23 protein-coding genes are annotated in these 22,897 nt (G+C 69.8%); 18 read left to right on the top strand and 5 right to left on the bottom strand.

Going from position 1 to position 22,897, the window contains the following annotated elements:
• Positions 1–108 precede the first annotated feature (108 nt).
• The 9 genes from ACF07B_RS42555 to ACF07B_RS42515 all read left to right on the top strand — a co-directional run bounded on the left by ACF07B_RS42555 (position 109) and on the right by ACF07B_RS42515 (position 8,142).
• Positions 109–753 carry an HAD family hydrolase gene (locus tag ACF07B_RS42555; protein WP_369486418.1) on the top strand — a complete coding sequence of 215 codons (645 nt, stop codon included), beginning with the start codon at positions 109–111 and terminating at the stop codon, positions 751–753.
• Between the two features lie 134 nt (positions 754–887).
• Positions 888–1,619: a VC0807 family protein gene (locus ACF07B_RS42550; RefSeq protein ID WP_392182887.1), complete on the top strand. Its 732-nt coding sequence runs from the start codon at positions 888–890 to the stop codon at positions 1,617–1,619.
• Positions 1,620–1,748: 129 nt separating this feature from the next.
• Positions 1,749–2,972 carry an MFS transporter gene (locus ACF07B_RS42545; RefSeq protein WP_392182886.1) on the top strand — a complete coding sequence of 408 codons (1,224 nt, stop codon included), beginning with the start codon at positions 1,749–1,751 and terminating at the stop codon, positions 2,970–2,972.
• Positions 2,923–4,095: an acetoin utilization protein AcuC gene (locus ACF07B_RS42540; protein WP_392182885.1), complete on the top strand. Its 1,173-nt coding sequence runs from the start codon at positions 2,923–2,925 to the stop codon at positions 4,093–4,095. Before ACF07B_RS42545 ends, ACF07B_RS42540 begins: the two co-directional genes overlap by 50 nt.
• Positions 4,096–4,221: 126 nt before the next feature.
• On the top strand, positions 4,222–5,037 hold the full coding sequence (locus tag ACF07B_RS42535) for a phosphatase (RefSeq protein WP_384241364.1): 816 nt from the start codon (positions 4,222–4,224) through the stop codon (positions 5,035–5,037).
• Between the two features lie 129 nt (positions 5,038–5,166).
• A complete protein-coding gene (locus ACF07B_RS42530; protein WP_192582492.1) occupies positions 5,167–5,376 on the top strand; it encodes a helix-turn-helix domain-containing protein in 210 nt (69 codons plus the stop codon).
• Between the two features lie 142 nt (positions 5,377–5,518).
• Positions 5,519–5,617, top strand: coding sequence for a 30S ribosomal protein bS22 (locus ACF07B_RS42525; protein WP_003948845.1), 99 nt, complete (start codon positions 5,519–5,521; stop codon positions 5,615–5,617).
• A gap of 399 nt (positions 5,618–6,016) precedes the next feature.
• Positions 6,017–7,078 carry an NAD-dependent epimerase/dehydratase family protein gene (locus ACF07B_RS42520; RefSeq protein ID WP_369486423.1) on the top strand — a complete coding sequence of 354 codons (1,062 nt, stop codon included), beginning with the start codon at positions 6,017–6,019 and terminating at the stop codon, positions 7,076–7,078.
• 14 nt (positions 7,079–7,092) lie between these two features.
• The gene (locus ACF07B_RS42515; RefSeq protein ID WP_384241366.1) at positions 7,093–8,142 is read left to right on the top strand and encodes a lysophospholipid acyltransferase family protein; all 1,050 of its coding nucleotides are present in this window, start codon (positions 7,093–7,095) and stop codon (positions 8,140–8,142) included.
• A 104-nt stretch (positions 8,143–8,246) separates the two neighbouring features.
• On the opposite strand, the gene ACF07B_RS42510 is transcribed toward ACF07B_RS42515, so the two are convergent.
• The 3 genes from ACF07B_RS42510 to ACF07B_RS42500 form a co-directional block, all read right to left on the bottom strand.
• A complete protein-coding gene (locus tag ACF07B_RS42510) occupies positions 8,247–9,473 on the bottom strand; it encodes a DUF5667 domain-containing protein (protein WP_392182884.1) in 1,227 nt (408 codons plus the stop codon).
• A gap of 254 nt (positions 9,474–9,727) precedes the next feature.
• A complete protein-coding gene (locus ACF07B_RS42505) occupies positions 9,728–10,498 on the bottom strand; it encodes an ECF subfamily RNA polymerase sigma factor, BldN family (RefSeq protein WP_326786275.1) in 771 nt (256 codons plus the stop codon).
• Positions 10,499–11,119: 621 nt separating this feature from the next.
• Positions 11,120–12,052, bottom strand: coding sequence for an HAD family hydrolase (locus tag ACF07B_RS42500; protein ID WP_392182883.1), 933 nt, complete (start codon positions 12,050–12,052; stop codon positions 11,120–11,122).
• Positions 12,053–12,235: 183 nt separating this feature from the next.
• Here ACF07B_RS42500 and ACF07B_RS42495 point away from each other — a divergent pair, with 183 nt between their 5' ends.
• The 5 genes from ACF07B_RS42495 (at position 12,236) to ACF07B_RS42475 (ending at position 18,004) form a co-directional block, all read left to right on the top strand.
• Positions 12,236–12,535, top strand: a complete 300-nt coding sequence (locus ACF07B_RS42495; protein ID WP_362408156.1) for a glutaredoxin family protein — start codon at positions 12,236–12,238, stop codon at positions 12,533–12,535.
• Between the two features lie 342 nt (positions 12,536–12,877).
• Positions 12,878–13,636: a redox-sensing transcriptional repressor Rex gene (locus ACF07B_RS42490; protein WP_369485653.1), complete on the top strand. Its 759-nt coding sequence runs from the start codon at positions 12,878–12,880 to the stop codon at positions 13,634–13,636.
• Entirely contained in the window at positions 13,633–15,348 is a 1,716-nt protein-coding gene (locus ACF07B_RS42485; protein ID WP_392182882.1) for a glutamyl-tRNA reductase, read from the top strand. Before ACF07B_RS42490 ends, ACF07B_RS42485 begins: the two co-directional genes overlap by 4 nt.
• Positions 15,345–16,304 carry a hydroxymethylbilane synthase gene (gene hemC, locus ACF07B_RS42480; protein WP_369485651.1) on the top strand — a complete coding sequence of 320 codons (960 nt, stop codon included), beginning with the start codon at positions 15,345–15,347 and terminating at the stop codon, positions 16,302–16,304. The genes ACF07B_RS42485 and hemC overlap by 4 nt, the downstream gene beginning before the upstream one ends.
• Complete coding sequence (locus tag ACF07B_RS42475) at positions 16,301–18,004, top strand: uroporphyrinogen-III synthase (protein ID WP_392182881.1); 1,704 nt, start codon at positions 16,301–16,303, stop codon at positions 18,002–18,004. The genes hemC and ACF07B_RS42475 overlap by 4 nt, the downstream gene beginning before the upstream one ends.
• Positions 18,005–18,082: 78 nt before the next feature.
• On the opposite strand, the gene ACF07B_RS42470 is transcribed toward ACF07B_RS42475, so the two are convergent.
• Entirely contained in the window at positions 18,083–18,280 is a 198-nt protein-coding gene (locus ACF07B_RS42470; protein WP_392182880.1) for a DUF397 domain-containing protein, read from the bottom strand.
• On the bottom strand, positions 18,271–19,062 hold the full coding sequence (locus tag ACF07B_RS42465; protein WP_392182890.1) for a helix-turn-helix transcriptional regulator: 792 nt from the start codon (positions 19,060–19,062) through the stop codon (positions 18,271–18,273). Before ACF07B_RS42465 ends, ACF07B_RS42470 begins: the two co-directional genes overlap by 10 nt.
• Positions 19,063–19,264: 202 nt before the next feature.
• Here ACF07B_RS42465 and ACF07B_RS42460 point away from each other — a divergent pair, with 202 nt between their 5' ends.
• The 4 genes from ACF07B_RS42460 (at position 19,265) to ACF07B_RS42445 (ending at position 22,805) form a co-directional block, all read left to right on the top strand.
• Positions 19,265–19,699 (top strand): ATP-binding protein, encoded by a 435-nt coding sequence (locus ACF07B_RS42460; RefSeq protein WP_392182889.1) that lies wholly within the window; start codon positions 19,265–19,267, stop codon positions 19,697–19,699.
• A 289-nt stretch (positions 19,700–19,988) separates the two neighbouring features.
• Positions 19,989–21,023 (top strand): helix-turn-helix domain-containing protein, encoded by a 1,035-nt coding sequence (locus tag ACF07B_RS42455; RefSeq protein WP_392182879.1) that lies wholly within the window; start codon positions 19,989–19,991, stop codon positions 21,021–21,023.
• Positions 21,024–21,157: 134 nt separating this feature from the next.
• Complete coding sequence (gene dprA / locus ACF07B_RS42450; protein ID WP_392182878.1) at positions 21,158–22,042, top strand: DNA-processing protein DprA; 885 nt, start codon at positions 21,158–21,160, stop codon at positions 22,040–22,042.
• Between the two features lie 13 nt (positions 22,043–22,055).
• Positions 22,056–22,805 (top strand): hypothetical protein, encoded by a 750-nt coding sequence (locus ACF07B_RS42445; protein WP_392182877.1) that lies wholly within the window; start codon positions 22,056–22,058, stop codon positions 22,803–22,805.
• Positions 22,806–22,897: the final 92 nt, after the last annotated feature.

Here is a 22,897-nt window from a genome sequence, read left to right as displayed (position 1 = left end):
CTGCAGGGGGGACCCTGTGGGAGAGTAGGACGCCGCCGAACAATTTTTGAGAAAACCCCCGGACCGGGGATACCGGTCCGGGGGTTTTCTGCGTTTAGGGTCTTTGATATGCGCTACGACCTGATTATTTTCGACAATGACGGCGTCCTGGTGGACAGCGAACCGATCTCCAACACCTTGCTGGCCGCCTATCTCACCGAGCTGGGGCATCCCACCTCGTACGAGGACTCCCTGCGTGACTACATGGGCTCCGCGATGCACCGCATCCACGACCTGGTCCTGGAGCGCACCGGACGGCGGCTGCCGGACGACTTCGACGACGTGTTCCACGCGCGCGTCTTCGCCGCCTTCGAGCGGGAGCTGAAGCCCGTCCCCGGAGCCGGCCAGGTGCTGGAGAAACTGGCCGCGGACGGGGTGCCGTACTGCGTGGCCTCCTCCGGGAGTCACGAGCGGATCCGGGTCGGACACCGGACGACGGGGCTCGACCGGTGGTTCGACGAGGGACGGGTCTTCAGCTCGCAGGACGTCGGGCGGGGCAAGCCGGCCCCCGATCTGTTCCTCCACGCCGCCGAGAGCATGGGCGTACGACCGGAGAGGTGTGCCGTCGTCGAGGACAGTCCGCTGGGCGTACAGGCGGCCAACGCGGCCGGGATGGACGTGTACGGGTTCACCGCCATGACACCGGCCGACAGACTGACCGGCGCCACCCAACTCTTCTCCGACATGGGGGAGTTGGCTGACCTGCTGGTATGACGGAACCCATCGGCGGGCGCTGACATTTGTCATGCCGAGCTCCGGACGATCGTTTCTGTCGGCGGGTGGGGTCCGGCCGCGAAGCTGAGTACATCGAAACGGGACGTACACAGCGACGACGAGGGGACCCGATCATGAGCATCACCGCCGCCGGGATCAGCACCGGAGAGACCACCCGCGCCGCCCGGACGGACACGGTCACGACCCCGGGGACCGCCGGTCCCCGGCCGAGCTTCCTGCCGCTGATCGTGGACGTGGCGGTGCCCGTCGGGTCGTACTACCTGCTCAAGAACGGGTTCGGGATGAGCACGATGGCGGCCCTCGGCTGGAGCAGCGTCGTGCCGGCCGTGCGGACCGTGTGGAGCGTGGTGAGGGAGCGCAAGGCGAACATGCTCGCCGGGCTGATCCTTCTCGTCAACGTGGTCGGGCTCGCGCTCAGCCTGGTCGCCGGTGACCCGCGGCTGATGCTGGCGAAGGACAGCGGGGTCAGCAGCGCGATCGGCATCGGTGTCCTGGTGTCCGTGCGGCTCGGGCGGCCGATGATGACGCCGGGCATGAAGCCGTTCCTCGTGAAGGGTGACGCGGCGCGGGCCGCCGCCTGGGACCGGCTGGCGGCCGGCTCCGAGCCGTTCCGGAAGGCCGAGCGGACGTTCTCGCTGGTGTGGGGCACGGTCCTGCTCGGTGAGTGTGTCGCCCGGGTCGTGGGTGCCTACACGCTGCCGATCGACACGATGGTCTGGCTCGGCACGGTCGTCATGATCGCCTCGATGGTCCTCGCCTTCCTGCTCAGCGGGCGCTTCGCCGTCGTCCCGATGGAGAAGATGCTGGAGCGGGAGCTCGCCGCCGGGGCCGGGACGCGGGGCTGAACAGCCGCGCGCCGAGGGCCCGGACGGGTCCGCCGCGAAGACCTTGACCGTCCGTCCCCGAAGAGCTGAGCAAAATTCACCTTCGGCTTGATCTACCCACCGGTAAGCCGGGGCCCTACGCTCGCCGCCATGACAGATGTGCTGCGGCGCGGTAGGGCCTCTTTGGCGTTCAGTTTCTTCGCTCAGGGTGCCGCCTTCGCGCTGCTCGTGACGCGTATCCCGGCCATCCAGGACCGCTACGGGATCTCCGACGCCCTGCTGCCGGCGTTCCTGGCGGCCGTCCCGGTCCTCGCCGGGCTGGGCAGCGTCACCACTGAGCATCTGGTCAAGCGCATACGCCCCAGCCGCATCCTGCGGTGGTCGCAGCCGGTCGTGCTGCTGGCCCTGCTCGGGGTCGGCGCCGGTGACCAGCTCGTCGAGGTGGCCGTCGCCCTCGGTGCCTTCGGCCTGGCGGTCGGCGGTCTCGACGCCTCGATGAACATGCTCGGGGTGAGTCTCCAGCGGTCGTACGGGCGCAGCATCATGCTCGGTTTCCATGCCGCGTACAGCCTGGGCGGGATCGTGGGCGCCTCGCTCGCGTGGGCTGGGGCGCACTGGCATCTGTCGCTCTTCGTGTCGTATCTGCCGGTCGTGCTGGTGCTGCTGCCGCTCACCCTGGTGGGGAGCCGGTGGTACGTCGACGCGGGCGTGGACACGGAGGGGAAGGAGGAGGCGGTGGCCGGCGCGGGTGCCGGTCCGCTCGTCTTCCGGATGCTGCTGCCGCTGTGCCTGGTGATGACCTTCGCCTACATCGGGGACTCGACCGTCTCCAACTGGAGCGCGAAGTACCTCAAGGACGTGCTGGGCAGTTCGGAGCAGATGGCGACCGTTCCGTACAACGTCTACATGGTGATGACGCTGGTGGGGCGTGCCGTCGGGGACTTCGGGGTGCGGCGGTTCGGGGCCGTGGCGGTGGTGCGGCTGGGTGCCGTGGTCGCCGCGCTCGGGTTCGGGGTGGTGGCCCTCGCGCCGGGGGCCGGGGTGGGCATGCTGGGGTTCACGCTGCTGGGGCTCGGGCTGTGTGTGATCGTGCCGCAGACCTTCGCGGCCGCGGGGCGGCTCTTCCCCGGGGCGTCGGACACGGCGATCGCGCGCCTGAACATCTTCAACTACGTGGGGTTCCTGATCGGCTCTCCGTTGGTGGGCGCGCTGGGTGACGCCTGGAACTACCGCGGGGCCATGCTCGTGCCGATGGTGCTGGTCCTCGCGACCTTGGGGTACGCCCGCTCGTTCGATCCTCAACCGGACCGATACGGTGACGTGCATGAGCGGCCGCGCACAGCTGATGTGGGACGAGGCAGTAACGGGGTATGACTTCGGTCCGGACCATCCGATGGATCCGGTCCGGCTCCGGCTGACGAAGGGGCTCGTCGACGCCTTCGGGCTCGACCGGGCCGTCGACGTCGTCGCGGCGAAGCCCGCCGGGGATTCGACCCTGCGGCTGGTGCACCGCGAGGACTATGTGGCGGCGGTCAGGGCCGCGTCCGCCGATCCCCGGTCGGCGGATCCGTCGTACGGCCTCGGGACGATGGACGATCCCGCGTTCACCGGGATGCACGAGGTGTCCGCGATGATCGCCGGGCAGTCCGTGGGCGCCGCGGAGGCCGTGTGGCGCGGGGAGGCGCTGCACGCGGTGAACTTCGCGGGCGGGCTGCACCACGCGATGCCCGGCGGCGCGTCCGGGTTCTGCATCTACAACGACGCCGCTCTCGCCATCGCGCGCCTTCTGGAGCTGGGCGCCGAGCGGGTCGCGTACATCGACGTCGACGTGCATCACGGTGACGGCGTCCAGGCGGCCTTCTGGGAGGATCCGCGGGTTCTGACGATCTCGCTGCACGAGCACCCGCGGACGCTGTTCCCGCAGACGGGGTGGCCCGAGGAGACCGGGGCGGGCGGTGCGGAGGGTACGGCCGTCAATGTCGCGTTGCCGGCGGGTACCGGGGACGCGGGCTGGCTGCGGGCGTTCCACGCGGTGGTGCCCGAGCTGATCGCCGATTTCCGGCCGCAGGTGCTGGTCACCCAGCACGGAGCGGACACCCACTTCGAGGACCCGCTCGCGCACCTGGCCGTCTCGCTCGACGCGCAGCGGGCCGTGCAGGTCGCCTGTCACGACCTGGCGCACACGTACGCCGACGGACGCTGGGTCGCGCTGGGGGGTGGCGGATACGCGGTGGTGGAGGTGGTGCCGCGCTCGTGGACGCATCTCGTGGCCGTGGCGGCGGGCCGTCCCGTCGAGCCCGAGACGGTGGTCCCGGAGAGCTGGCGCCAGGAGGTCTTCGCCCGCACCCGGCAGTTGGCGCCGATGCGGATGACGGACGGACGGTGGCCGGTGTCCTGGAAGGACTGGGAGGCGGGGTACGACCCGGCGGACCGTCTCGACCAGGCGATCGTGGCGACACGCAAGGCCGTGTTCCCGCTGCGCGGGATGCTTCCGTAGGCGAGGTCTCCCGTGTCGGGAGCCGGCACCCCCGGCGCTGCCGCCCTGGTGGACCTTTAGGCCAACTGTGGGGCATATGGCCCATGTTGCGCATCCGGTACGGGTGAATGCGTCAGCATCGCTGACGTGTTGAGCACCGGCGCGTTGCGTGCCCATCTTCTGGCCGCCCGGCTCGCCGGGCCCGTGGCCACCTCGCGCGAGGAGAGCCTGCGCAGCTACCGGCTCTTCGCCGCCCGCGACCCCCGTCTGATGCTCGGACTCGATCCCGAATGGACATGGTGCCAGCGGGATTTGATCGAGTTGATGGCCGACAAATGCGGAGTTTCGGCTGATCCGTCACACACTTCGGGGCATGATGTGATCGACCCGGAGCGGACCCTGGCGGCCCTCGACGCCTTCGCGGAACGGCTCGGCGAAGCCGCCCGGCGTCGTCACCCTGTGCTTCTCGGTACGGGTCACCCACACCGGCTGATCGATTTCTACGCCGCGCTCGCGGACGCCCTGTCGGCGGCGGGGTGTACCGTCCTCACCCCCGCGCAGGGTAGCTCTATCGACATAACGACCCGGTTCGGTCTACGCACCCACCGCCTCGACTACGTACAAGGTGTCGCGCTGGTGCGCGAACCCGAGGCGGGAGCCGCCGGTCGTGCGACCGGCGCACACACCCATTCACCCCTTCCGGTCCGGACCGTTCTGGCGGCCGCCGCCGCGGGCGGAGGGCCCCTCCCGGAGCTGGTCATCGGGGACCACGGATGGGTCTGCGGGGCAGGTCAGCTGGGGTTCGAGGCCATCGGTCTGGCCGATACGGACGACCCCGCCCTGTTCGTCGGAGAGGCGGAGGGGCGGGTGTCCGTCGCCGTTCCCCTAGATGACGCTGTGCGGTCTGATTACTACCGACCGCTTACTCGCTATGTACTCAATCGAGCGTGTCTGTCACAGTAGGCGGCCGATGGCATCTCCTCTTCCCCACTCGCATCACCCGCCCCTACATTGGGGAGTGAGTGCGCAACGACGAAGAGTCACCGGAAGGGGAAGCCGGTGGCCGTCGAGTGCGGAAGGTTCAGGTGTGACATGGCTGCAGGCGACAGGCCTCTGAACGAGGTCCAGTTCCTTACCGTGGCGGAAGTGGCCTCGGTGATGCGAGTGTCGAAGATGACCGTGTACCGGTTGGTGCACAGTGGTCATCTGCCGGCGATCCGGGTGGGGAGGTCCTTCCGGGTGCCGGAGCAAGCGGTTCACGAGTACCTCCGCGAGAGCTACGTGGGGGTGGAGACCGCCTGACGGCGTTCCGGGAGACCGTTCGCGATCTCCCGGAAACACCTCGATTACGACCTCAGCTCTCGGGCGGGTAGGCTGGCCCCTCATAGGTCGTGTGGGCCCATGCAGCCCAGCACCGAGTAAAGAGAAGTGAGCGAGGGTAGTCGTGGGCTCTGTTATCAAGAAGCGGCGCAAGCGGATGGCGAAGAAGAAGCACCGCAAGCTGCTCAAGCGCACTCGCGTTCAGCGTCGCAACAAGAAGTAAGCGACGCGCGGAAACGCGTACTGTGGCCTCTCACCAGCGGGTGGGAGGCCACAGGCGTATCCGGCCGGGGAAAGGCCGCTCAAGGGTCGGCGAAGGCCGCGCGGCGGCCGGCCGAGGTCCTGGGTGAGGGGCCGGGCGATGGGCCGGGTGTCCCGGCGCGGCGGTGGCCCGCGAAGAGGACCCCCGAAAAACCGCTCGACCGTCGAACGTCTTCGGCCATCTGCGCGGTGTCCGGCTGTGGGCCGAATGGCTGGGTCTGGTCACCGGTTCACCGCTGCCGTCACTTCATGCATCGGGCGGTCATCACAGCGCAACATCAACCCGCTAAGTTGGCCGCACACGGGGAACGCGGCAGGTACGAGCGGAGCTACGTCCAGTTCTGGAAGGAAGGCGCTGATCTTGGGGAAGGTCGTGCTCGTGACCGGGGTGGCCCGGCGGCTCGGGGGCCGGTTCGTACGACGGATCCAGCGTGACCCGCAGGTGGACCGGGTGATCGCCGTGGACGCGGTGCCTCCCGAGCACCACATCGGTGGCGCCGACTTCGTGCAGGCCGACATCCGCCAGCCCACCATCGCCCGGGTGCTCGCCGAGTACTCCGTCGACACGGTCGTGCACATGGATGTGACGGGCACGGCGCTGGGCTCCGGCAGCCGGACCACGGTCAAGGAGACCAACGTCATCGGCACCATGCAGCTCCTCGGCGCCTGTCAGAAGTCCCCGACGGTCAAGCGGCTCGTCGTGAAGTCCAGTACGAACGTCTACGGCTCGGCACCGCGCGACCCCGCCGTCTTCACCGAGACCACCTCGCCCAAGTCGCTGCCCAGCGGCGGCTTCGCGAAGGACACGGTCGAGGTCGAGGGCTACGTACGCGGCTTCGCGCGCCGCAGGCCCGATGTCGCCGTGTGCGTGCTGCGGTTCGCCAACATCCTCGGCCCGAGCGCGGATTCGCCGCTCGCCTCGTACTTCTCGCTGCCGGTGCTGCCGACGGTGTTCGGCTACGACCCGCGGCTCCAGTTCGTCCACGAGAGCGACGTCATCGAGGTGCTGCGGCTCGCCGCGCACGAACCGCAGCGGGGCACGCTCAACAGCGGCACGTTCAACATCGCCGGGGACGGCGTCCTGCTGCTCTCGCAGTGCGCGCGGCGGCTGGGCCGGCCCACGGTCCCGCTCCTGCTGCCGGCCCTCAGCTGGGCCGGTACGGCCGTGCGTACCCTGGGGGTGACGGACTTCTCCCCGGAGCAGCTGCGGCTGCTCACGCACGGCAGGGTGGTCGCGACGGTCCAGATGCGCGAAACCCTGGGCTACGAGCCGAAGTACACGACGGCGGAGACCTTCGCGGACTTCGCCCAGAGCAGGGGTCCCGGACTCCTGCCCCCGGAGGCCCTTGCGGGGGCCGTGGACAAGATCGCCGCGCTGCCTGCTCTGGGCGGCGGCCACCCCCCGACGCAGAGCGCCAACTGAGGAGCGCATCAACGATGGCGGACGCCAAGGTCATTCCGTTCGACGACGACCGCTCGCGCGGGGCTGCGATGCAGCGCCCGGCGAGGCGCCGGGCCGCGGGAAGCCGGCGCAAGGGTGAGCCCGTGGTCGTGCGCGAGGTCCAGCCCATGCCCGGACGGACCCTTCCGCAGGATGATGTTCCCGTGACGCAGGAGGAACAGCCCCGGCAGCCCCAGCAGGGCGGCAACAGCCTGGAGCAGCGCATCGCGGGGGGCCTGTCCTTCCTGCGCCGCAGGCTCACCGGCGACTACGAGATCGACGAGTTCGGGTACGACCAGGAGCTGACCGACCAGGTCCTGATGTCACTGGTCCGGCCGGTGTACGAGAAGTACTTCCGCGTCGAGGTGAAGGGCGTCGAGAACATTCCGTCCGAGGGCGGCGCCCTGATCGTCGCCAACCACTCGGGCACGCTTCCGCTGGACGGCCTCATGATGCAGGTCGCCGTGCACGACAACCACCCCGCGAACCGTCATCTGCGGCTGCTCGCCGCCGACCTGGTGTTCATGCTGCCGGTCGTCAACGAGCTGGCCCGCAAGGCCGGTCACACGCTGGCCTGCGCGGAGGACGCCGAGCGGCTGCTGGAGCGCGGTGAACTGGTCGGGGTGATGCCGGAGGGCTTCAAGGGCATCGGCAAGCCGTTCAGCGAGCGCTACAAGCTCCAGCGGTTCGGCCGGGGCGGCTTCGTCTCGACGGCGCTGCGCGCCGGCACTCCGATCATCCCGTGCTCGATCGTCGGGGCGGAGGAGATCTACCCGATGATCGGCAACGCGAAGACCCTCGCGCGGCTGCTGGGATTCCCGTACTTCCCGATCACGCCGACCTTCCCGTGGCTGGGCCCGCTCGGTGCGATCCCGCTGCCCACCAAGTGGACGATCCAGTTCGGCGAGCCGATCCGCACGGACAGTTATCCGCCGGAGGCGGCGGACGACCCGATGCTGATGTTCAACCTGACCGACCAGGTCAGGGAGCAGATCCAGCACACCCTCTACAAGCTGCTGGTCCAGCGCAGGTCCGTGTTTTTCTGATCATGCAGTTACGATTCTGTTGATCATGTCTTGATATGCCGGTACGTCGATGGGGGCGCCCTCCCCGAGGAGGGCGCCCCCATCGACGTACCGCGGTGGGTCCGTCAGTCGCTGTCCTGCGTGTCGATGCCGAGGCCCGGCAGGAGGCCGGGGAGCAGCGGCGGCAGGGTGACGTCGGGTTCGCTCGGCGCGCTGCTCTTGCCGCTTCCGGACGACGGTGAGGTGCTGGTGTCGTCCTGTGGCGGGTCGAGCAGACCGCCGGTGCCGCCGCCGAGCAGGCCCTCGCCGCTGCTGCCCGAACTGGACGGCTTGGGCTTGGTGCTGTGGCTCTCGCCCGCCGGTCCGCTGCTGGCGCTGGGTGTCGGAGTCTCCGTACCCGGCGAGCCGGTGGACTCCTCGCTCCTGCCCCGGTGACGGCCGGTGCCCTCGGGGGCGGGCGTCGTGGGCAGCAGCGAGCGCAGCGGGTCGACCTCGTCGTCTATGGCCTCGAAGACCGACGAGACCTGGTCACTGACGTCACCGAGCTGCACGGGCAGTCGGTCGCGCAGTGCGCCCCAGGCCTCGCGGTGCGACTGGGAGAAGGCGGACAGGGCCTGGATGGGGCCCAGTGAGCCGTCCCGTTCGTACGCTTCGTGCAGCAGTCGGTGGCCTTCGGTGGCGTCGTGCTGCATGCCGGACAGAGCGCGGCGGATCTCGCCCAGGGACTCGTGGTCGAGGTGTCCCGAGCGGCCCCGCTCCATCAGCCGACGGGCCTCGCTCAGGCGGTTCGAGGCCTGGTCGAGGTAGAGCTCGCCCCGGTCGCTGTCGCCGTCCGCCAGACCCAGCTTGATGTCTTCCATGCCGCGTTTGAGCCCGTAGAGCGAGTCACCGGGCAGGGCGTCGGAACTCGCGGCGGCCACACCGCCGAAGGCTCCGGCGGCCACACCGACGGTGAGCCCGCCCGCGGCCAGTCCTTTGGACAGCCGGGACCGGGGCCGCAGCTTCCCCAGTCCGGTCGCCCGGTGCGAGCCCTTGGCCCGATGAGACCGCTGTTCGGGCAGGCCACGGCCCGGACCCTCGCCTCCGGCGGCGGTGCCTTCCTGCAGCATGGCCTCCATCGCCGCGACGAGCTGGGCTCGCTGCACGATCTTGACCTCGGGGTCCAGCTCCGGTTGGGGCAGCTCGCCGAGACCGGTGGCAAGGGCCAACAGCAGCCCTTGCTCGGTCTGTTCCGCAGCAGCCCGGGACGGTGCCGACCCATCGGGCTGCTCGGCCGCCGTGCCCTGGTCGATCTCCTCCAGGGCCTGGGCGAAGGCGTTCGCCCGCCGGTGTGTTGATACGTTCGCGATCACTGGCGGCACCTCCTCTCGTCATGACGGTCGACTCCCCAGGGGGTCCTGAGGGTTGCACCCCCTGGCCGTGTCCACGCGATCGGGTGATCGGTGAGGGCCAAGGGGTGACCACAGGGAGCCTGTATCCCGCACAACGAGCGTCACGGCACTTGGGTTACGGACGACGGATGCGCGGACCGCGAAGTCAACCGACTTTTACAGAAGGTGAGTTGGACGTCGCTGAGCGTGCGGGGCCACTGTGGTCGAAAGCGGGCTCAGCGGACGTCTTCGGGCAGGAGCCGGGCCAGCGTGCGGACGGCCCGGTACTGGAGGGTCTTGATGGCGCCCTCGTTCTTGCCCATCACCCGGGCGGTCTCGGCGACCGAGAGCCCTTGGAGGAACCGGAGTGTCACGCACTCCTGCTGCTGAGGGTTGAGCCGTTTCACGGCGTCGAGCAGTGCGGCGTTCGACAGGGACTCCAGGACGGAGTCCTCGGGGGAGCGCTCGACCTCGTTGGCGTCGAGCATCTCGCCGGTGGTCACTTCCAGCCGGAAGCGGCTGGACTTGAAATGGTCGGCCACCAGATTCCGGGCGATGGTCACGAGCCAGGCGCCGAAGTCACGCCCCTGCCAGGTGAAGGTGCCGATCCGTCGCAGCGCCCGCAGAAAGGTCTCACTCGTGAGGTCCTCGGCGGTCGCCTTACCTCCAACCCGGTAGTAGATGTAGCGGTACACGGTGTCGCTGTACTGGTCGTAGAGCCGTCCGAAGGCGTCGGCCTCGCCGGCCTGGGCGCGCTCCACGAGATCCATCATCCGGGCGCTGTCACTGTCCGCGGCCGGACGGCGTGCGGTGGTGGCCGAGCCTGAGCGGCCCCGCCTGCCGACCGCCGCGTTGCCGTCGGCCAGGGCGTAGCAAGGTCCGACGGGCGCGGGGAGGGCGAAGGCGGGGACGGCGTACGCGGTGGGGACGAAGCCGCGCAGACGGTCCAGGACCGTTGCGCGCAGCGTAGCCAGGCCCGAGGCGTCAACCCCGACGTGTGAGTACACGGGACTCCCAGAGGCAGAGCTTCCATCACGTGCAGTGCGGGACCTTTCACCCGTCGTAGCGACGGAAGGGCACCGGTTTGCGTCTGAGGAGAATAACGCTTCGTACAGGCAGCACTACACCCAGTTGCTAAAATCATCGATTACGACGCTTTTGGCACGGATCGGTGCCTGTTCAAGTACCGATCGGTGATCGCTTGTTGATCGCATCGGTTCGTGTTCCGTCTGAGTGCAGGGCGTGTTGTGCCCGCCTGCGGAGCACGTGACTGAGTCGCCCAAGACGTGGGTAGGACCATGTGATTGCCTGGCGGAGCAGAGCTCCCGTCCCAGGTCCGGACAGGTATTCGCCCCCTCCGCCCCTACCCGTCCCGTACCTGGGACTCCGCCCTGGACCCCGCTCCTCAAACGCCGGAGGAGCCGAAACTTTCCGCGGCCGGGGCCGGATCGTTCTGGATGGACGTACCCGCAGCCGACCACGCACGGAAGGGGCCGTGCCGGTACATCGATGCCCGTCGCCACCGACGGTCACATCTCCGTCCGACGGCGACGGGCTGATGCACCGGCACGGCCCCGACCCACCCACCGGCCGGAACCGCGAACGCCAGAGGCAGAGGCAGCGGCGAGCTACCGACGGCGACGGTGGAGCGCGATCGCCGCGGCCGTGCCGCCGGCCACCGCGCCGACCCCGGCCGCGGCGGGAATCCCGACCTTCGCGGCCTTGCGCGCGGTGCGGTAGTCCCGCAGCCGCCAGTCGAAGTCCCGCGCGTGCCTGCGCAGTTTCGAGTCCGGGTTGATCGCGTACGGGTGTCCGACCAGCGAGAGCATCGGAATGTCGTTGTGCGAGTCGCTGTACGCGGCGCAGCGGGACAGGTCCAGGTTCTCCGCGGACGCCAGTGCCCGTACGGCCTCGGCCTTCGCCGGACCGTGCAGGGGTTCGCCGACCAGCTTGCCCGTGTAGATCCCGTCCACCGATTCCGCGACCGTGCCCAGGGCGCCCGTGAGGCCGAGCCGCCGCGCGATCACCGTGGCGATCTCCACCGGCGCCGCCGTGACGAGCCACACCTTCTGGCCGGCGTCCAGGTGCGCCTGGGCGAGCGCGCGGGTACCGGGCCAGATGCGCTCGGCCATGTACTCGTCGTAGATCTCCTCGCCGATCGACATCAGCTCGGAGACCCGGTGGCCCTTCACGATCGACAGCGCGGAGTCACGCGCTTCCTGCATGTGCTCCGGGTCCTCGACACCGGCCAGCCTGAACCACGCCTGCTGCCAGGCGAACTTCGCGAGGTCGCGGGTCTCGAAGAACTTCCGCTTGTACAGCCCGCGTCCGAAGTGGAAGAGGGCGGCACCTTGCATCACGGTGTTGTCGAGATCGAAGAACGCGGCGGCCTTGTCGTCGCCGAGCACCGGGAAGTCGGGTTCCTCCACGGCGTCCGGGGGTGCCAGTTCTTCCAGTTCCTGCGAGGACTTGCGGGCTGCCTCCGCAGAGGCCTCGCCTGCCAACACGCTCCGCGCGGTTGCGGAGCGCCTACGGGGAGTGAGCCATCCGAGAGCGGCCATGTCGTGAGCATAGCCAGTCTGTTCGGTGCTTCCGGAGTCGACAGGATTCGGCGCTGTGAACTCTCCGAGGCCACGCCGTTAAACGAGCGGTCCGGCGCGCCGCCGGTCGGCGTGCCGGACTCGTGCGCGGGTCGGGACCGCGCGTGGCGCCGGGCGTGCCCGCCGGGCGTCCGGGGCGGGACAATGGCGCGCATGAGCCCCATGTTCCGGCGCAGCGACCGCCGTACGGAGACGAAGGCGCCCGCGGAGCACCTGGTCACGTTGATCAGGAAGCCCGGGTGTCATCTGTGTGATGACGCACAGGAAGTGATCGAGAAGGTGTGTGCCGATCTCGGGGTCCCCTGGGAGGGGAAGGACATCACCGAGGACGAGGAGCTGCACCGCCGGTACTGGGAGCAGATCCCGGTCGTACTGGTGGACGGGGCGCAGCACACCTTCTGGCGCGTGAACGAGGAACGCCTTCGCAAAGCCCTCGCGCGGTGAGCCGTGCGCGGGGAGGGCGGCCTCGCCCGTGATGTATCCCGACTTGTGACCTGCCCGAGCAGTCCAAGGCGTCCGGAAAGTCGCCTAGGATCGACGGCGATTGGTCTCGGGGGCGGGATTCGTTGAGGAGAGTGTGCGGTTTTGCCCCCTTCATGTGCGGTGCGGAGTCGTCCGCGCGCCGGTTGCATACGGGCGCGCCGGGCATGCGTGACCCCGGTCACGTTGGCCGGGCAAATCGGACACCGTCTTTGTGCACGCGTTCACAAAGACATAGCCTGCATTCGACGGGGCGGTCTAGGTACGTGTGACCGCCTAAAGCCCCGCTCTACCCGCAGGAGCACCGTGGCAACTGGCCGAACTCACCGACCGGCGACCCGCAGCCGAGGGATTCCCGAGGCCACCGTCGCCCGGCTTCCGCTGTACCTCCGAGCCCTCACCGCACTGTCGGAGCGCTCGGTACCCACGGTCTCATCCGAGGAACTCGCGGCCGCCGCGGGGGTCAACTCCGCGAAGCTGCGCAAGGACTTCTCCTACCTCGGTTCCTACGGGACCCGTGGTGTGGGGTACGACGTCGAGTATCTCGTGTACCAGATCTCCCGTGAACTGGGTCTGACCCAGGACTGGCCGGTAGTGATCGTCGGCATCGGCAACCTCGGTGCGGCACTGGCCAATTACGGAGGGTTCGCGTCCCGCGGATTCCGTGTGGCGGCGCTCATCGACGCCGATCCCGCGATGGCCGGCAAGCCCGTCGCCGGGATCCCGGTGCAGCACACGGACGAGCTGGAAAAGATCATCGACGAGAACGGTGTCTCGATCGGTGTCATCGCCACCCCGGCCGGGGCCGCCCAGCCCGTCTGCGACCGCCTGGTCGCCGCCGGAGTCACCTCCATCCTGAACTTCGCGCCGACCGTCCTGTCCGTCCCGGACGGCGTCGACGTGCGCAAGGTCGATCTCTCCATCGAGCTGCAGATCCTCGCGTTCCACGAGCAGCGCAAGGCCGGCGAGGAGGCCGAGGCGCAGGCCGGTGCCGCCGCCCAGGCCGAGCGGGAGAACAACGACAAAGGGCCCGACGGGGACGTTCCCGCCGTGATGCCGGCATGAGTCTCCTCGTCGTCGGGCTGAGCCACCGCAGCGCTCCGGTCAGCGTCCTCGAACGGGCCGCGCTGTCCGCGGACGCGCAGGTCAAGCTGCTCCAGGACACCCTCGCCGCCGAGCCGGCCGCCGAGGGCGCGGTACTCGCCACCTGCAACCGCATCGAGCTGTACGCCGACGTGGACAAGTTCCACGCGGGCGTCGCCGAGCTGTCCACGCTCCTCGCCCAGCACAGCGGCGTCGGCCTGGAGGAGCTCACCCCCCACCTGTACGTGCACTACGAGGACCGGGCCGTCCACCACCTCTTCTCGGTGGCCTGCGGCCTCGACTCGATGGTCGTCGGCGAGGGCCAGATCCTCGGCCAGATCAAGGACGCGCTCGCCACCGCGCAGGAACTGCACACCGCGGGCCGCCTCCTGAACGACCTGTTCCAGCAGGCCCTGCGGGTCGGCAAGCGCGCCCACTCCGAGACCGGCATCGACCGCGCCGGACAGTCCCTGGTCACCTTCGGCCTGGAGCAGCTGTCCGCCGGACGTCCCGTCGAGGCCTGGGCCAAGGACAAGAAGGCCCTGGTCATCGGCGCGGGATCGATGTCCTCGCTGGCCGCCGCGACGCTCGCGCGCATCGGCGTCGGCGAGATCGTGATCGCCAACCGCACCCCCGACCGCGCCGAGCGCCTCGCCGAGATCCTCACCGGCGGCGACGACACGGACGTGCTGGCCCGCGCGGTACCGATGGACTCGGTGCCGGTCGAGCTGACACGTGCCGACATCGCCGTCTCGTGCACCGGGGCGACCGGACTCGTCCTGACCGCGGAGACCGTCGCGGCCGCCGTCGAAGGACGCACGGGAACGCCCGCGGCACGGCGTGAGACGGCGGCCGGCCCGGCCGGTCACCTGGCCTCCGCCGACGCCGGAGCCGAGGACGCCTGCCCGCTGGACCTGTCCGCCGTGCAGGGCGCGACCGGCTTCTCCGTCATGGGCGAGGCGGCCGTCGCCGGCATGGACGCGGCCACCCTGGAGCAGCACGCCGCCTGGGTGGACAAGGGCACCGGAACCGTCGAGCGCCGCGACAGCCGTCGTACGCCCGCCGAGGACGCCGAAGCCGACGCCGAGATCATCGCCGCGCTGGCCGCCTCCGCGGCCACGGCGGGCCGTATCCCCGAGCGCCGCAGGCCCGAACCCGTCGCCGAGGCACCCCGCCCCGCGCCGGTGCTCGCGCTGCTCGACCTCGCGATGCCCCGTGACATCGACGCGGCCGTGCACCGGCTGCTCGGTGTACGGTTCGTCGACCTGGAGACGCTCGCCGAGGCCTCCGCCGACGCGCCGATGGCCGCCGACGTGGACCAGGTGCGCCGGATCGTCTCCGACGAGGTGGCCGCTTTCGGCGCCGCCCAGCGGGCGGCGCACATCACGCCCACCGTCGTCGCGCTGCGCGCCATGGCCGCCGACGTCGTCGCGAACGAGATCGCGCGGCTGGACGGACGGCTGCCGGACCTCGACGACAAGCAGCGTGGCGAGATCACCCAGACCGTGCGGCGCGTCGTCGACAAACTGCTGCACGCGCCGACCGTACGGGTCAAGCAACTCGCTGCCGAACCCGGTGGCGCCGGGTACGCGGACGCGCTGCGGACCCTGTTCGACCTGGACCCGGAGACGGTCGCCGCCGTCTCGCGGGCCGAGAACAACACCGAGAACGCCAAGAACCGAGGGCGAGCATGAGTGAGCAGGCTTTGAGGCTGGGGACCAGGCGCAGCAAACTCGCCATGGCCCAGTCCGGGCAGGTGGCGGATGCCGTGAGCCGGGTGACCGGCCGGCCCGTCGAGCTCGTTGAGATCACGACGTACGGCGATGTCTCCCGCGAGAACCTCGCACAGATCGGCGGCACGGGCGTCTTCGTGACCGCGCTGCGCGAGGCACTGGTGCGCGGGGAGGTCGACTTCGCCGTGCATTCCCTCAAGGATCTGCCGACCGCGCAGCCCGAGGACCTCGCGCTGGCCGCCGTGCCGGTGCGCGAGGACGTCCGCGACGTACTCGTCGCCCGCGACGGGCTGACCTTCGAGCAGCTTCCGGACGGCGCGCGCGTCGGCACCGGTTCGCCGCGCCGTATGGCCCAGCTCAACGCGTACGCGCGGAGCCACGGACTGGCGATCGAGACGGTCGCCATCCGGGGCAACGTCGACACCCGCATCGGGTACGTCCACGCCGGGGAGCTCGACGCCGTCGTCCTCGCCGCCGCCGGACTCAACCGGATCGGCCGGATCGACGAGGTCACCGACTTCCTGTCGGTCGACACCGTTCTGCCCGCCCCCGGCCAGGGGGCCCTGGCGATCGAGTGCGCCGCGGACAACGCGGACCTCGTCGCCGCGCTCGGAGAGCTCGACGACCCGTACACCCGGGCCGCCGTGACCGCCGAGCGATCCCTGCTTGCCGCCCTGGAGGCCGGCTGCAGCGCTCCCGTGGGCGCGTACGCCGACCTGCTGGCCGACGGGCAGATTGTCAAGGAGATGCGCCTGCGCGGCGTCGTCGGCACGACCGACGGCTCGACGCTGGTGCAGCTGTCCACCACCGGTCCCGTGCCCGAGACACATGACCAAGCGATGTCGCTCGGCCGTGAACTCGCCGCCGAGATGCTTGCCAAGGGCGCGGCCGGTCTGATGGGGGAGCGAGCACTGTGAGCCCCACCAACCTTCCCGCCGGTCCCGTCCACGGGCACGTCACCTTCCTGGGTGCCGGACCCGGAGATCCAGGGCTGCTGACACTGCGCGCCGTAGAGGCGCTGGCGAACGCGGACGTCCTCGTCGCCGAGCACGACGTGCTCGACGTGGTGCGCGTTCACGCCAGACAAGGCGTCGCCGTTCTGAACACGGATCCGGACACTTCGCCGGTTCCGTACCAGGGCACAGGCACGCCTCAGCTGACGGTTGTTGACGGTGTGTCAACGACCGTTGGTGACCCCGCGTCGAGGGACGCCGCCAATCTTGTCATGACGGCCGCACGGGGCGGCAAGCGGGTCGTACGTGCGGTGTCCGGTGACCCCGGGCTCGACACCTACGCCGCCGAGGAGATGCTGGCCTGCGTCGCCGCGGGTGTTCCGTTCGAGGTGGTACCCGGCATCGCCGCCGCCGTCGGTGTGCCCGCCTACGCGGGTGTGCCACTGCGGGACGCCCAGGGCGCGGACGTACGGTTCGTCGACGCGCGCACCGCGTCGAACCGCTGCTGGACCGAGGTCGGCGCCTCCGACGGCACCGTCGTGGTGTCGTCGACGCTCGACTCGGTGGCCGCGGCCGCCGGTGAGCTGGTGGCCTCCGGCCGCAAGCCCGACACCCCGATGTCCGTGACGATCGCCGGTACGACGACCCGCCAGCGCACCTGGTCGGCCACCCTCGGCACGATCGCGCAGACGCTGAAGCAGGCGAAGGTGCTGCCGTCCCCGGACGGTGGCCGCCCGGTCATAGCCGTGGTCGGTGAGCGTTCCTCCGCCGCCCAGCGCGACCAGCTGTCGTGGTTCGAGTCCAAGCCGCTGTTCGGCTGGAAGGTGCTCGTGCCGCGCACGAAGGAGCAGGCGGCGTCGCTCTCCGACCAGCTGCGGTCGTACGGGGCCGTTCCCTACGAGGTGCCGACGATCGCCGTCGAGCCTCCGCGCACGCCCCAGCAGATGGAGCGCGCGGTCAAGGGCCTGGTGACGGGCCGCTACGAGTGGATCGCGTTCACCTCGGTGAACGCGGTCAAGGCCGTGCGGGAGAAGTTCGAGGAGTACGGCCTCGACGCCCGTGCCTTCGCGGGCATCAAGGTCGCGGCGGTCGGCGAACAGACCGCGAACGCGCTCGTCGCCTTCGGCGTGAAGCCGGACCTGGTGCCGAGCGGTGAGCAGTCGGCCGCGGGCCTGCTGGAGGACTGGCCGCCCTACGACCCGGTCTTCGACCCGATCGACCGTGTCTTCCTGCCCCGTGCCGACATCGCCACGGAGACCCTCGTCGCCGGGCTCATCGAGCTGGGCTGGGAGGTCGACGACGTCACCGCGTACCGCACCGTGCGCGCGTCGCCGCCGCCGGCCGACACCCGTGAGGCGATCAAGAGCGGCGGCTTCGACGCGGTGCTCTTCACCTCGTCGTCGACCGTGCGGAACCTGGTCGGCATCGCCGGCAAGCCGCACAACGTGACCGTGATCGCCTGTATCGGTCCCGCGACGGCCAAGACGGCCGAGGAGCACGGGCTGCGGGTCGACGTGATGGCTCCCGAGCCGTCCGTGCACAAGCTGGCGGAGGCGCTGGCGGACTTCGGTCTGCGACGCCGTGCGGCCGCGCTGGACGCCGGTGACCCGGTGACCCGCCCGAGCGAGCGCCGCCCGGGCTCGCGCAGGCGCCGGACCACCTGACGCCCCGCGCCTCGAAGCGCAAACACGCCCCGCCGCCTCCTCCGGGAGACGGCGGGGCGTGCTTCGTCGTACGACCGGTCAGACGGACGGCAGGAAGGCCGCCCAGGTGGTCGGGACGAGGGTGAGGCGGGGGCCGTCGGGGTTCTTGGAGTCCCGGACGAGGATGCGGCCCGCGACGACGGCCATCTCTACGCAGTCGGGGCCCTCGTCCGTGCTGTAGCTGCTCCTTGTCCACTCCGGTGCGATGCTCGCTTCGCTGCCTGGCTTCAGGGGCATGTCTCTCCAAGCACTCTCTCGATGAAAGCTGTTGACTCTCGCGGGTCGAGAGCTTGTGCCCGGATGGTCCCATAGCGCATGTCGAGCAGCTGGACCTCTTTCGGATCGGTGATCACACGGCTGATGTGCTGCACTTCGACGTGCCCGACAGTGCCGCCGTCCTTGAGCCTGAGCAGTCTGAAAGAGCCGGCCAGGCCTGAGTTCACCTCACGGCTCAGCGGAAGCACCTGGAGGTCGACGTTCCGGAACTCGGCGATCTCCAGCAGGCTTTCGAGCTGGCGCCGCATGACCTGGCCACCTCCGATGGGCCGTCGGAGAGTCGACTCGCACTGGACGAAACTGAAGAACGGCCGGGCCACGGTGCCGTCGACGATCTTCTGACGGGACACTCGGGCCGCCAGCCTCTGCTCCAACTCGTCCGCGCTGAAAGGCGGTCGGCGCGCGCCGAAGACCGATGTCGCGTACTCCACGGTCTGCAACAACCCATGAATCACCGAGTTGTTGTAGGCGCAGAGCTCGATCGCATCCGCCTCCAGCCTCTTCAGGTCCCGTACCTTCTTCGGGTACCGGACCTCCGCCAAGTCCTCCTTCAGTGCCGCGAGTCGGCCGCCCGCCGACAGGATCTCGTCCGCGCGGTCCAGATACTCGGGGCGGGGGATGCGCCGCCCCCGTTCCACGGAGGAGACCTGCTCCTCCCCGTACCCGATGGCCGCGCCGAACTCGGCCTGGGTGAGGCCGGCCGACTCCCGCCAGAGCTTCAGCTGACGCTGGACGGTCCTCATCACGGCCCCGGCCTCTTCGTCGCCGTCCAGCCCCGCGTCCCCATCGCTCACGCCCGCCACCCTCCCGCCACGCGCTTTCCTGCCCAACTCCGGCACGCGCTCCCCGGTCACCCCGTACAGCCCGGACAGAACCGGACGCCACCCGGACAGACATCGTCCGCACGGGCTGCCGTCCTTCACAGATTACGTACGGGAGAACACGCTGAGTCACGTGAATCAGCGAACCGCGCACTCTCCGCTCCACCATTTCTCGGTGCCGCTCTCCGCCACCCGGCGCGGTGCGCGGCTCGCCCGGCTGCTCGCGGCGGAGCAACTGCACGACTGGGGACTTCCCTTGGACCCGGCCAGGCTCGTCGTCGCCGAACTCGCCTCGAACGCCGTCCTGCACGGCCGCGTCCCCGGCCGGAGTTTCCGTCTCACCCTGTCCGTCCTCGCTCCCCGGACACTGCGCGTGGAGGTCGCCGACGCCCGGGGTGAACGGTGGCCCACCCGGGTGCGGGACGGCGCCGGGGGGTGCGCCGAGTCCGGCTACGGGCTGCTGATCGTGGCGGAGTTCGCGGACCGCTGGGGTGTGCGGTCGGGGCCGGTGCCGTGCAAGACGGTGTGGGCGGAACTCGATCTCGGACCTCGCTGGTGACGCCCGAACCGGAGCCCGGCGAGGAGTACTTCGGTGGCGGGTGCTTCGGCGCGGCGGGCGGTAAAAGACCAAAGAACCCGGGGGAAAAACCAACCAACCAACCAAACCCGGCTCATGTCACACGAGCGGGTGAAACAGGCCGGTACGGGTGGCGCGCGGGCGGTCCGGACCTGCACGCTCACCGCAGGCACCACCCACAACTCCACATGCCCACACATGCTTCGGCCCCCGCCGGGACGGCAATCCCAATGCGGGGGCCTGACCAAAGAGGAAGACAAGCCCCTTCCCCATGGCTGTGACCAAGCTTATCGATGCGCTGCTCCCGAAGCAGGGAGTACGGCGCAACGCCACTCACTCCGGTGTCACGCACGTACGTGAGTACCAGCCCGACCGGTACACGATCGTCGGCAACCACCTCGCCCAGCACCGAGGGCTCTCCGCGACCGCGGTCGGGATCGCCGTGCACATCCTGTCGCTGCCCGAGGGCGCGCGGGTGGACATCCGCAGCCTCGCCGAGTGGTTCCCCGAGGGGCGGGCCCGGATCGCCTGCACGCTGCGGGAGTTGGAGGCGCGCGGTTACGTCGAGCGGGTCCGGGAACGGCTCCCCTCCGGGCAGATGGTCACGCGTACGTACGCCTTCCACGCCCCCGCGCTCACCCGGGCCCGGCGGGAGGGAGAACCGGAAACGGCCGCCGCCCCGGTAGCCCCGCCGATGAAGGCTGCCCCGCCCCCGAAGCGAGCGGCCCCGTACCTCCCGGCCCCGGACCTCCCCGCCTCCGGCGGCTTGACCTGCGACGCCGTGCCCGAGCCGGCCATGGCACCCGACGCCGTACACGTCGGCGCATCGGCTACCGAGGCCGAGACCGCCGAGCCCCCGAAGCCGTCCCGCGACGAGCGCCACGACAAGGCGGAGGCGCTGCTCGCCGGGCTGCGTCGGACCGACATCCGGTTGACGCTGTCCGGGCGGGAGGTACGGCGGCTGACTCCCCTGGTCGTCGCCTGGTTCGAGAACGGTCTCGGCAGAGCGTCGGTGATCCACGCCCTGACCGAGGATCTTCCCCTTCATGTGCGGCACCCGGCCGGCCTCCTCCGCAACCGCCTGCTGGATCTGCTCCCACCGGCGCTGCCGTCGCCTCCGGGGGTCGGTGAGGGCGGGCCGTTCCCGAGTCGGCCGCTGCCCCCTCCACCCGCCATGGCGACCTGCGAAGGGGGCTGCGACAGAGGCTTCAGAGCACCGTTCCGGGGAGCGTGGTGCCGTGACTGCCGCACCGCCCGACCCGGCGAAGCTCCTGTGGCTCCGGTGGACGTACCGGCCCTCGTTTAAGTTTCCCGAGAGGAAATGGCTCTGTGATGAAGCCCGGACATCGTGTTGCGACCGGCCGCCAGGGGATTGTCCTGTCCCGAAGAGACCGCTCATGTTCAGCCGCCCGGCTGGTTCCCCCTTCCTATACTTGGCGCATGGACCAGGAGCTGGAGCGCGCCGCCCTTGTCGCCCTGCTGCGGCGCGGCGATCGCCCGTGGCCTGACCTCACGGATCAGATCGAGACCGTCGGCAGCGCCCTCGAAGTCCTGGAGAACGCGCTGGACGCCTCGGGGCAGGGCGCGCTCTTCGACACAGGTCCCCCGGCGGATCTCGACGAAGTCGCAGCCGAGATCGCCGCCTGGGAGCGCGAGGGCATGCGGTTGGTCACGATCCTCGACGAGGACTACCCGCTCTATCTCAGACTGGTCCACCAGCGTCCGCCGTTCCTGTTCATGCGCGGTAACTCTGCTGAGGAGGACATGCGGGTCGCCGTGGTCGGAACCCGGACCCCCAGCCCCGAGGGTGTCGCCCACGCTCGTGCGATCGCGGGTGGCCTTGCCGAGCGTGGCGTCACCGTGGTGAGTGGGCTTGCCGCCGGAATCGACACAGCCGCCCACGGGTCCGCGCTCGCCGTGGACGGGCGTACCGTCGCCGTCATCGGCACCGGCCTGCGTCACGCCTACCCCGCGCAGAACGCACGCCTTCAGCAGGAGATCGCCGAGCGTGGACTGCTGATCTCCCAGTTCTGGCCGGACACGCTCCCGTCCAAGACGTCCTTCCCCATGCGAAACGCGGTGATGAGCGGCTACAGCCTGGCCACCGTCGTCATCGAGGCGGCCTACCGCAGTGGCGCCCGAATGCAGGCCCGCCTCGCGCTGGAACACGGCCGACGGGTCTTCCTCATGCGCTCCCTCATGACACACGAATGGGCGAGGGAGTACGCGGCACGGCCAAATACCACCGTCATCGACGGGCCCGGGGACGTATTCCGTCGACTGGACTCCCTCGTCCCGGTCACGGGCGAGCTGACCTGGACATAGGGGCGCTGCCGGGATGGCGACCGTCGTCGGACTGTCGGACCGTTATGCCAACTTCCTCATTCACCCGCTGCCGCCGGGCCCAGGCGTGTGCCAGATCTGCCGGGGCCCGGCCAGATTCGGATTTCCGACCTGCTGGTGGTGTCACCAGGCGGGCACGGTGCTCGGGGCAGGCGTCGCCGACACCGTGGTCCCGATCAGTTTGGCCTTGAAAGGGGAGCAGTACGCCAACGAACTCTGGCGCTACAAAAATGCTCCAGGCGTCCAGCAGCGATACTTCAATACAGGACTCGCGGCTGTTCTGTGGCGCTTCCTCGCCCGGCACGAACGCTGTATCGCCCATCAATGCAGGGTCCTTGGCTTCGACACCGTTACGACAGTGCCCAGCACGAGCGACCGAGCGGATCATCCCCTGCGTGCCATGGCCGCAGACATGGTCGGTGTCACGCGCGAGCGCTACCGCGACCTTCTCGTACCGGCACCGAAGGCAGCTGATCTGGGCCGCGAGGTATCGCTTGCGCGTTATACCTCGTCAGCGCTGTGGGGTGAGAACGTGTTGCTGATCGACGACACCTGGGTCACCGGAAACCATGCACAGTCTGCGGCCGCCGCGCTCAGAGCAGCCGGCGCCGGGAGCGTCGCCGTCGTGGTCCTGGGGCGTCATCTCAACAAGAGCTACGGGGACACGGCCGTCCACATCGAGCAGGCGCGGCTTCGGCGATTCGCCTGGGACATCTGCCTGCCGCGGCCCTGGAGCCACGACTGACGGGCTCCGAACGTCCGTCCGCCTCCCCGCCCCAGAGCCCCTCGGGCTCCGACGCGGAGTCGGTAAAGGTGCCCCTGGGACGGGCGTAGCGT

This window comes from Streptomyces sp. NPDC015532 (assembly GCF_043078065.1).
GTDB lineage: Bacteria > Actinomycetota > Actinomycetes > Streptomycetales > Streptomycetaceae > Streptomyces.
This window is presented reverse-complemented; position numbering and strand designations above follow the sequence as displayed.

Bases quoted from the DNA above. Each gene is read 5' to 3' on its own strand.
- ACF07B_RS42500 (WP_392182883.1), bottom strand. From the start codon at position 12,052: ATGGCCGCTCTCGGATGGCTCACTCCCCGTAGGCGCTCCGCAACCGCG.
- ACF07B_RS42530 (WP_192582492.1), top strand. From the start codon at position 5,167: ATGGCTGCAGGCGACAGGCCTCTGAACGAGGTCCAGTTCCTTACCGTG.
- ACF07B_RS42470 (WP_392182880.1), bottom strand. From the start codon at position 18,280: ATGCCCCTGAAGCCAGGCAGCGAAGCGAGCATCGCACCGGAGTGGACA.
- dprA (WP_392182878.1), top strand. From the start codon at position 21,158: ATGGACCAGGAGCTGGAGCGCGCCGCCCTTGTCGCCCTGCTGCGGCGC.
- ACF07B_RS42455 (WP_392182879.1), top strand. From the start codon at position 19,989: ATGGCTGTGACCAAGCTTATCGATGCGCTGCTCCCGAAGCAGGGAGTA.
- ACF07B_RS42515 (WP_384241366.1), top strand. From the start codon at position 7,093: ATGGCGGACGCCAAGGTCATTCCGTTCGACGACGACCGCTCGCGCGGG.
- ACF07B_RS42465 (WP_392182890.1), bottom strand. From the start codon at position 19,062: ATGAGGACCGTCCAGCGTCAGCTGAAGCTCTGGCGGGAGTCGGCCGGC.
- ACF07B_RS42495 (WP_362408156.1), top strand. From the start codon at position 12,236: ATGGCGCGCATGAGCCCCATGTTCCGGCGCAGCGACCGCCGTACGGAG.
- ACF07B_RS42545 (WP_392182886.1), top strand. From the start codon at position 1,749: ATGACAGATGTGCTGCGGCGCGGTAGGGCCTCTTTGGCGTTCAGTTTC.
- ACF07B_RS42540 (WP_392182885.1), top strand. From the start codon at position 2,923: ATGAGCGGCCGCGCACAGCTGATGTGGGACGAGGCAGTAACGGGGTAT.
- hemC (WP_369485651.1), top strand. From the start codon at position 15,345: ATGAGTGAGCAGGCTTTGAGGCTGGGGACCAGGCGCAGCAAACTCGCC.
- ACF07B_RS42445 (WP_392182877.1), top strand. From the start codon at position 22,056: ATGGCGACCGTCGTCGGACTGTCGGACCGTTATGCCAACTTCCTCATT.
- ACF07B_RS42550 (WP_392182887.1), top strand. From the start codon at position 888: ATGAGCATCACCGCCGCCGGGATCAGCACCGGAGAGACCACCCGCGCC.
- ACF07B_RS42485 (WP_392182882.1), top strand. From the start codon at position 13,633: ATGAGTCTCCTCGTCGTCGGGCTGAGCCACCGCAGCGCTCCGGTCAGC.
- ACF07B_RS42555 (WP_369486418.1), top strand. From the start codon at position 109: ATGCGCTACGACCTGATTATTTTCGACAATGACGGCGTCCTGGTGGAC.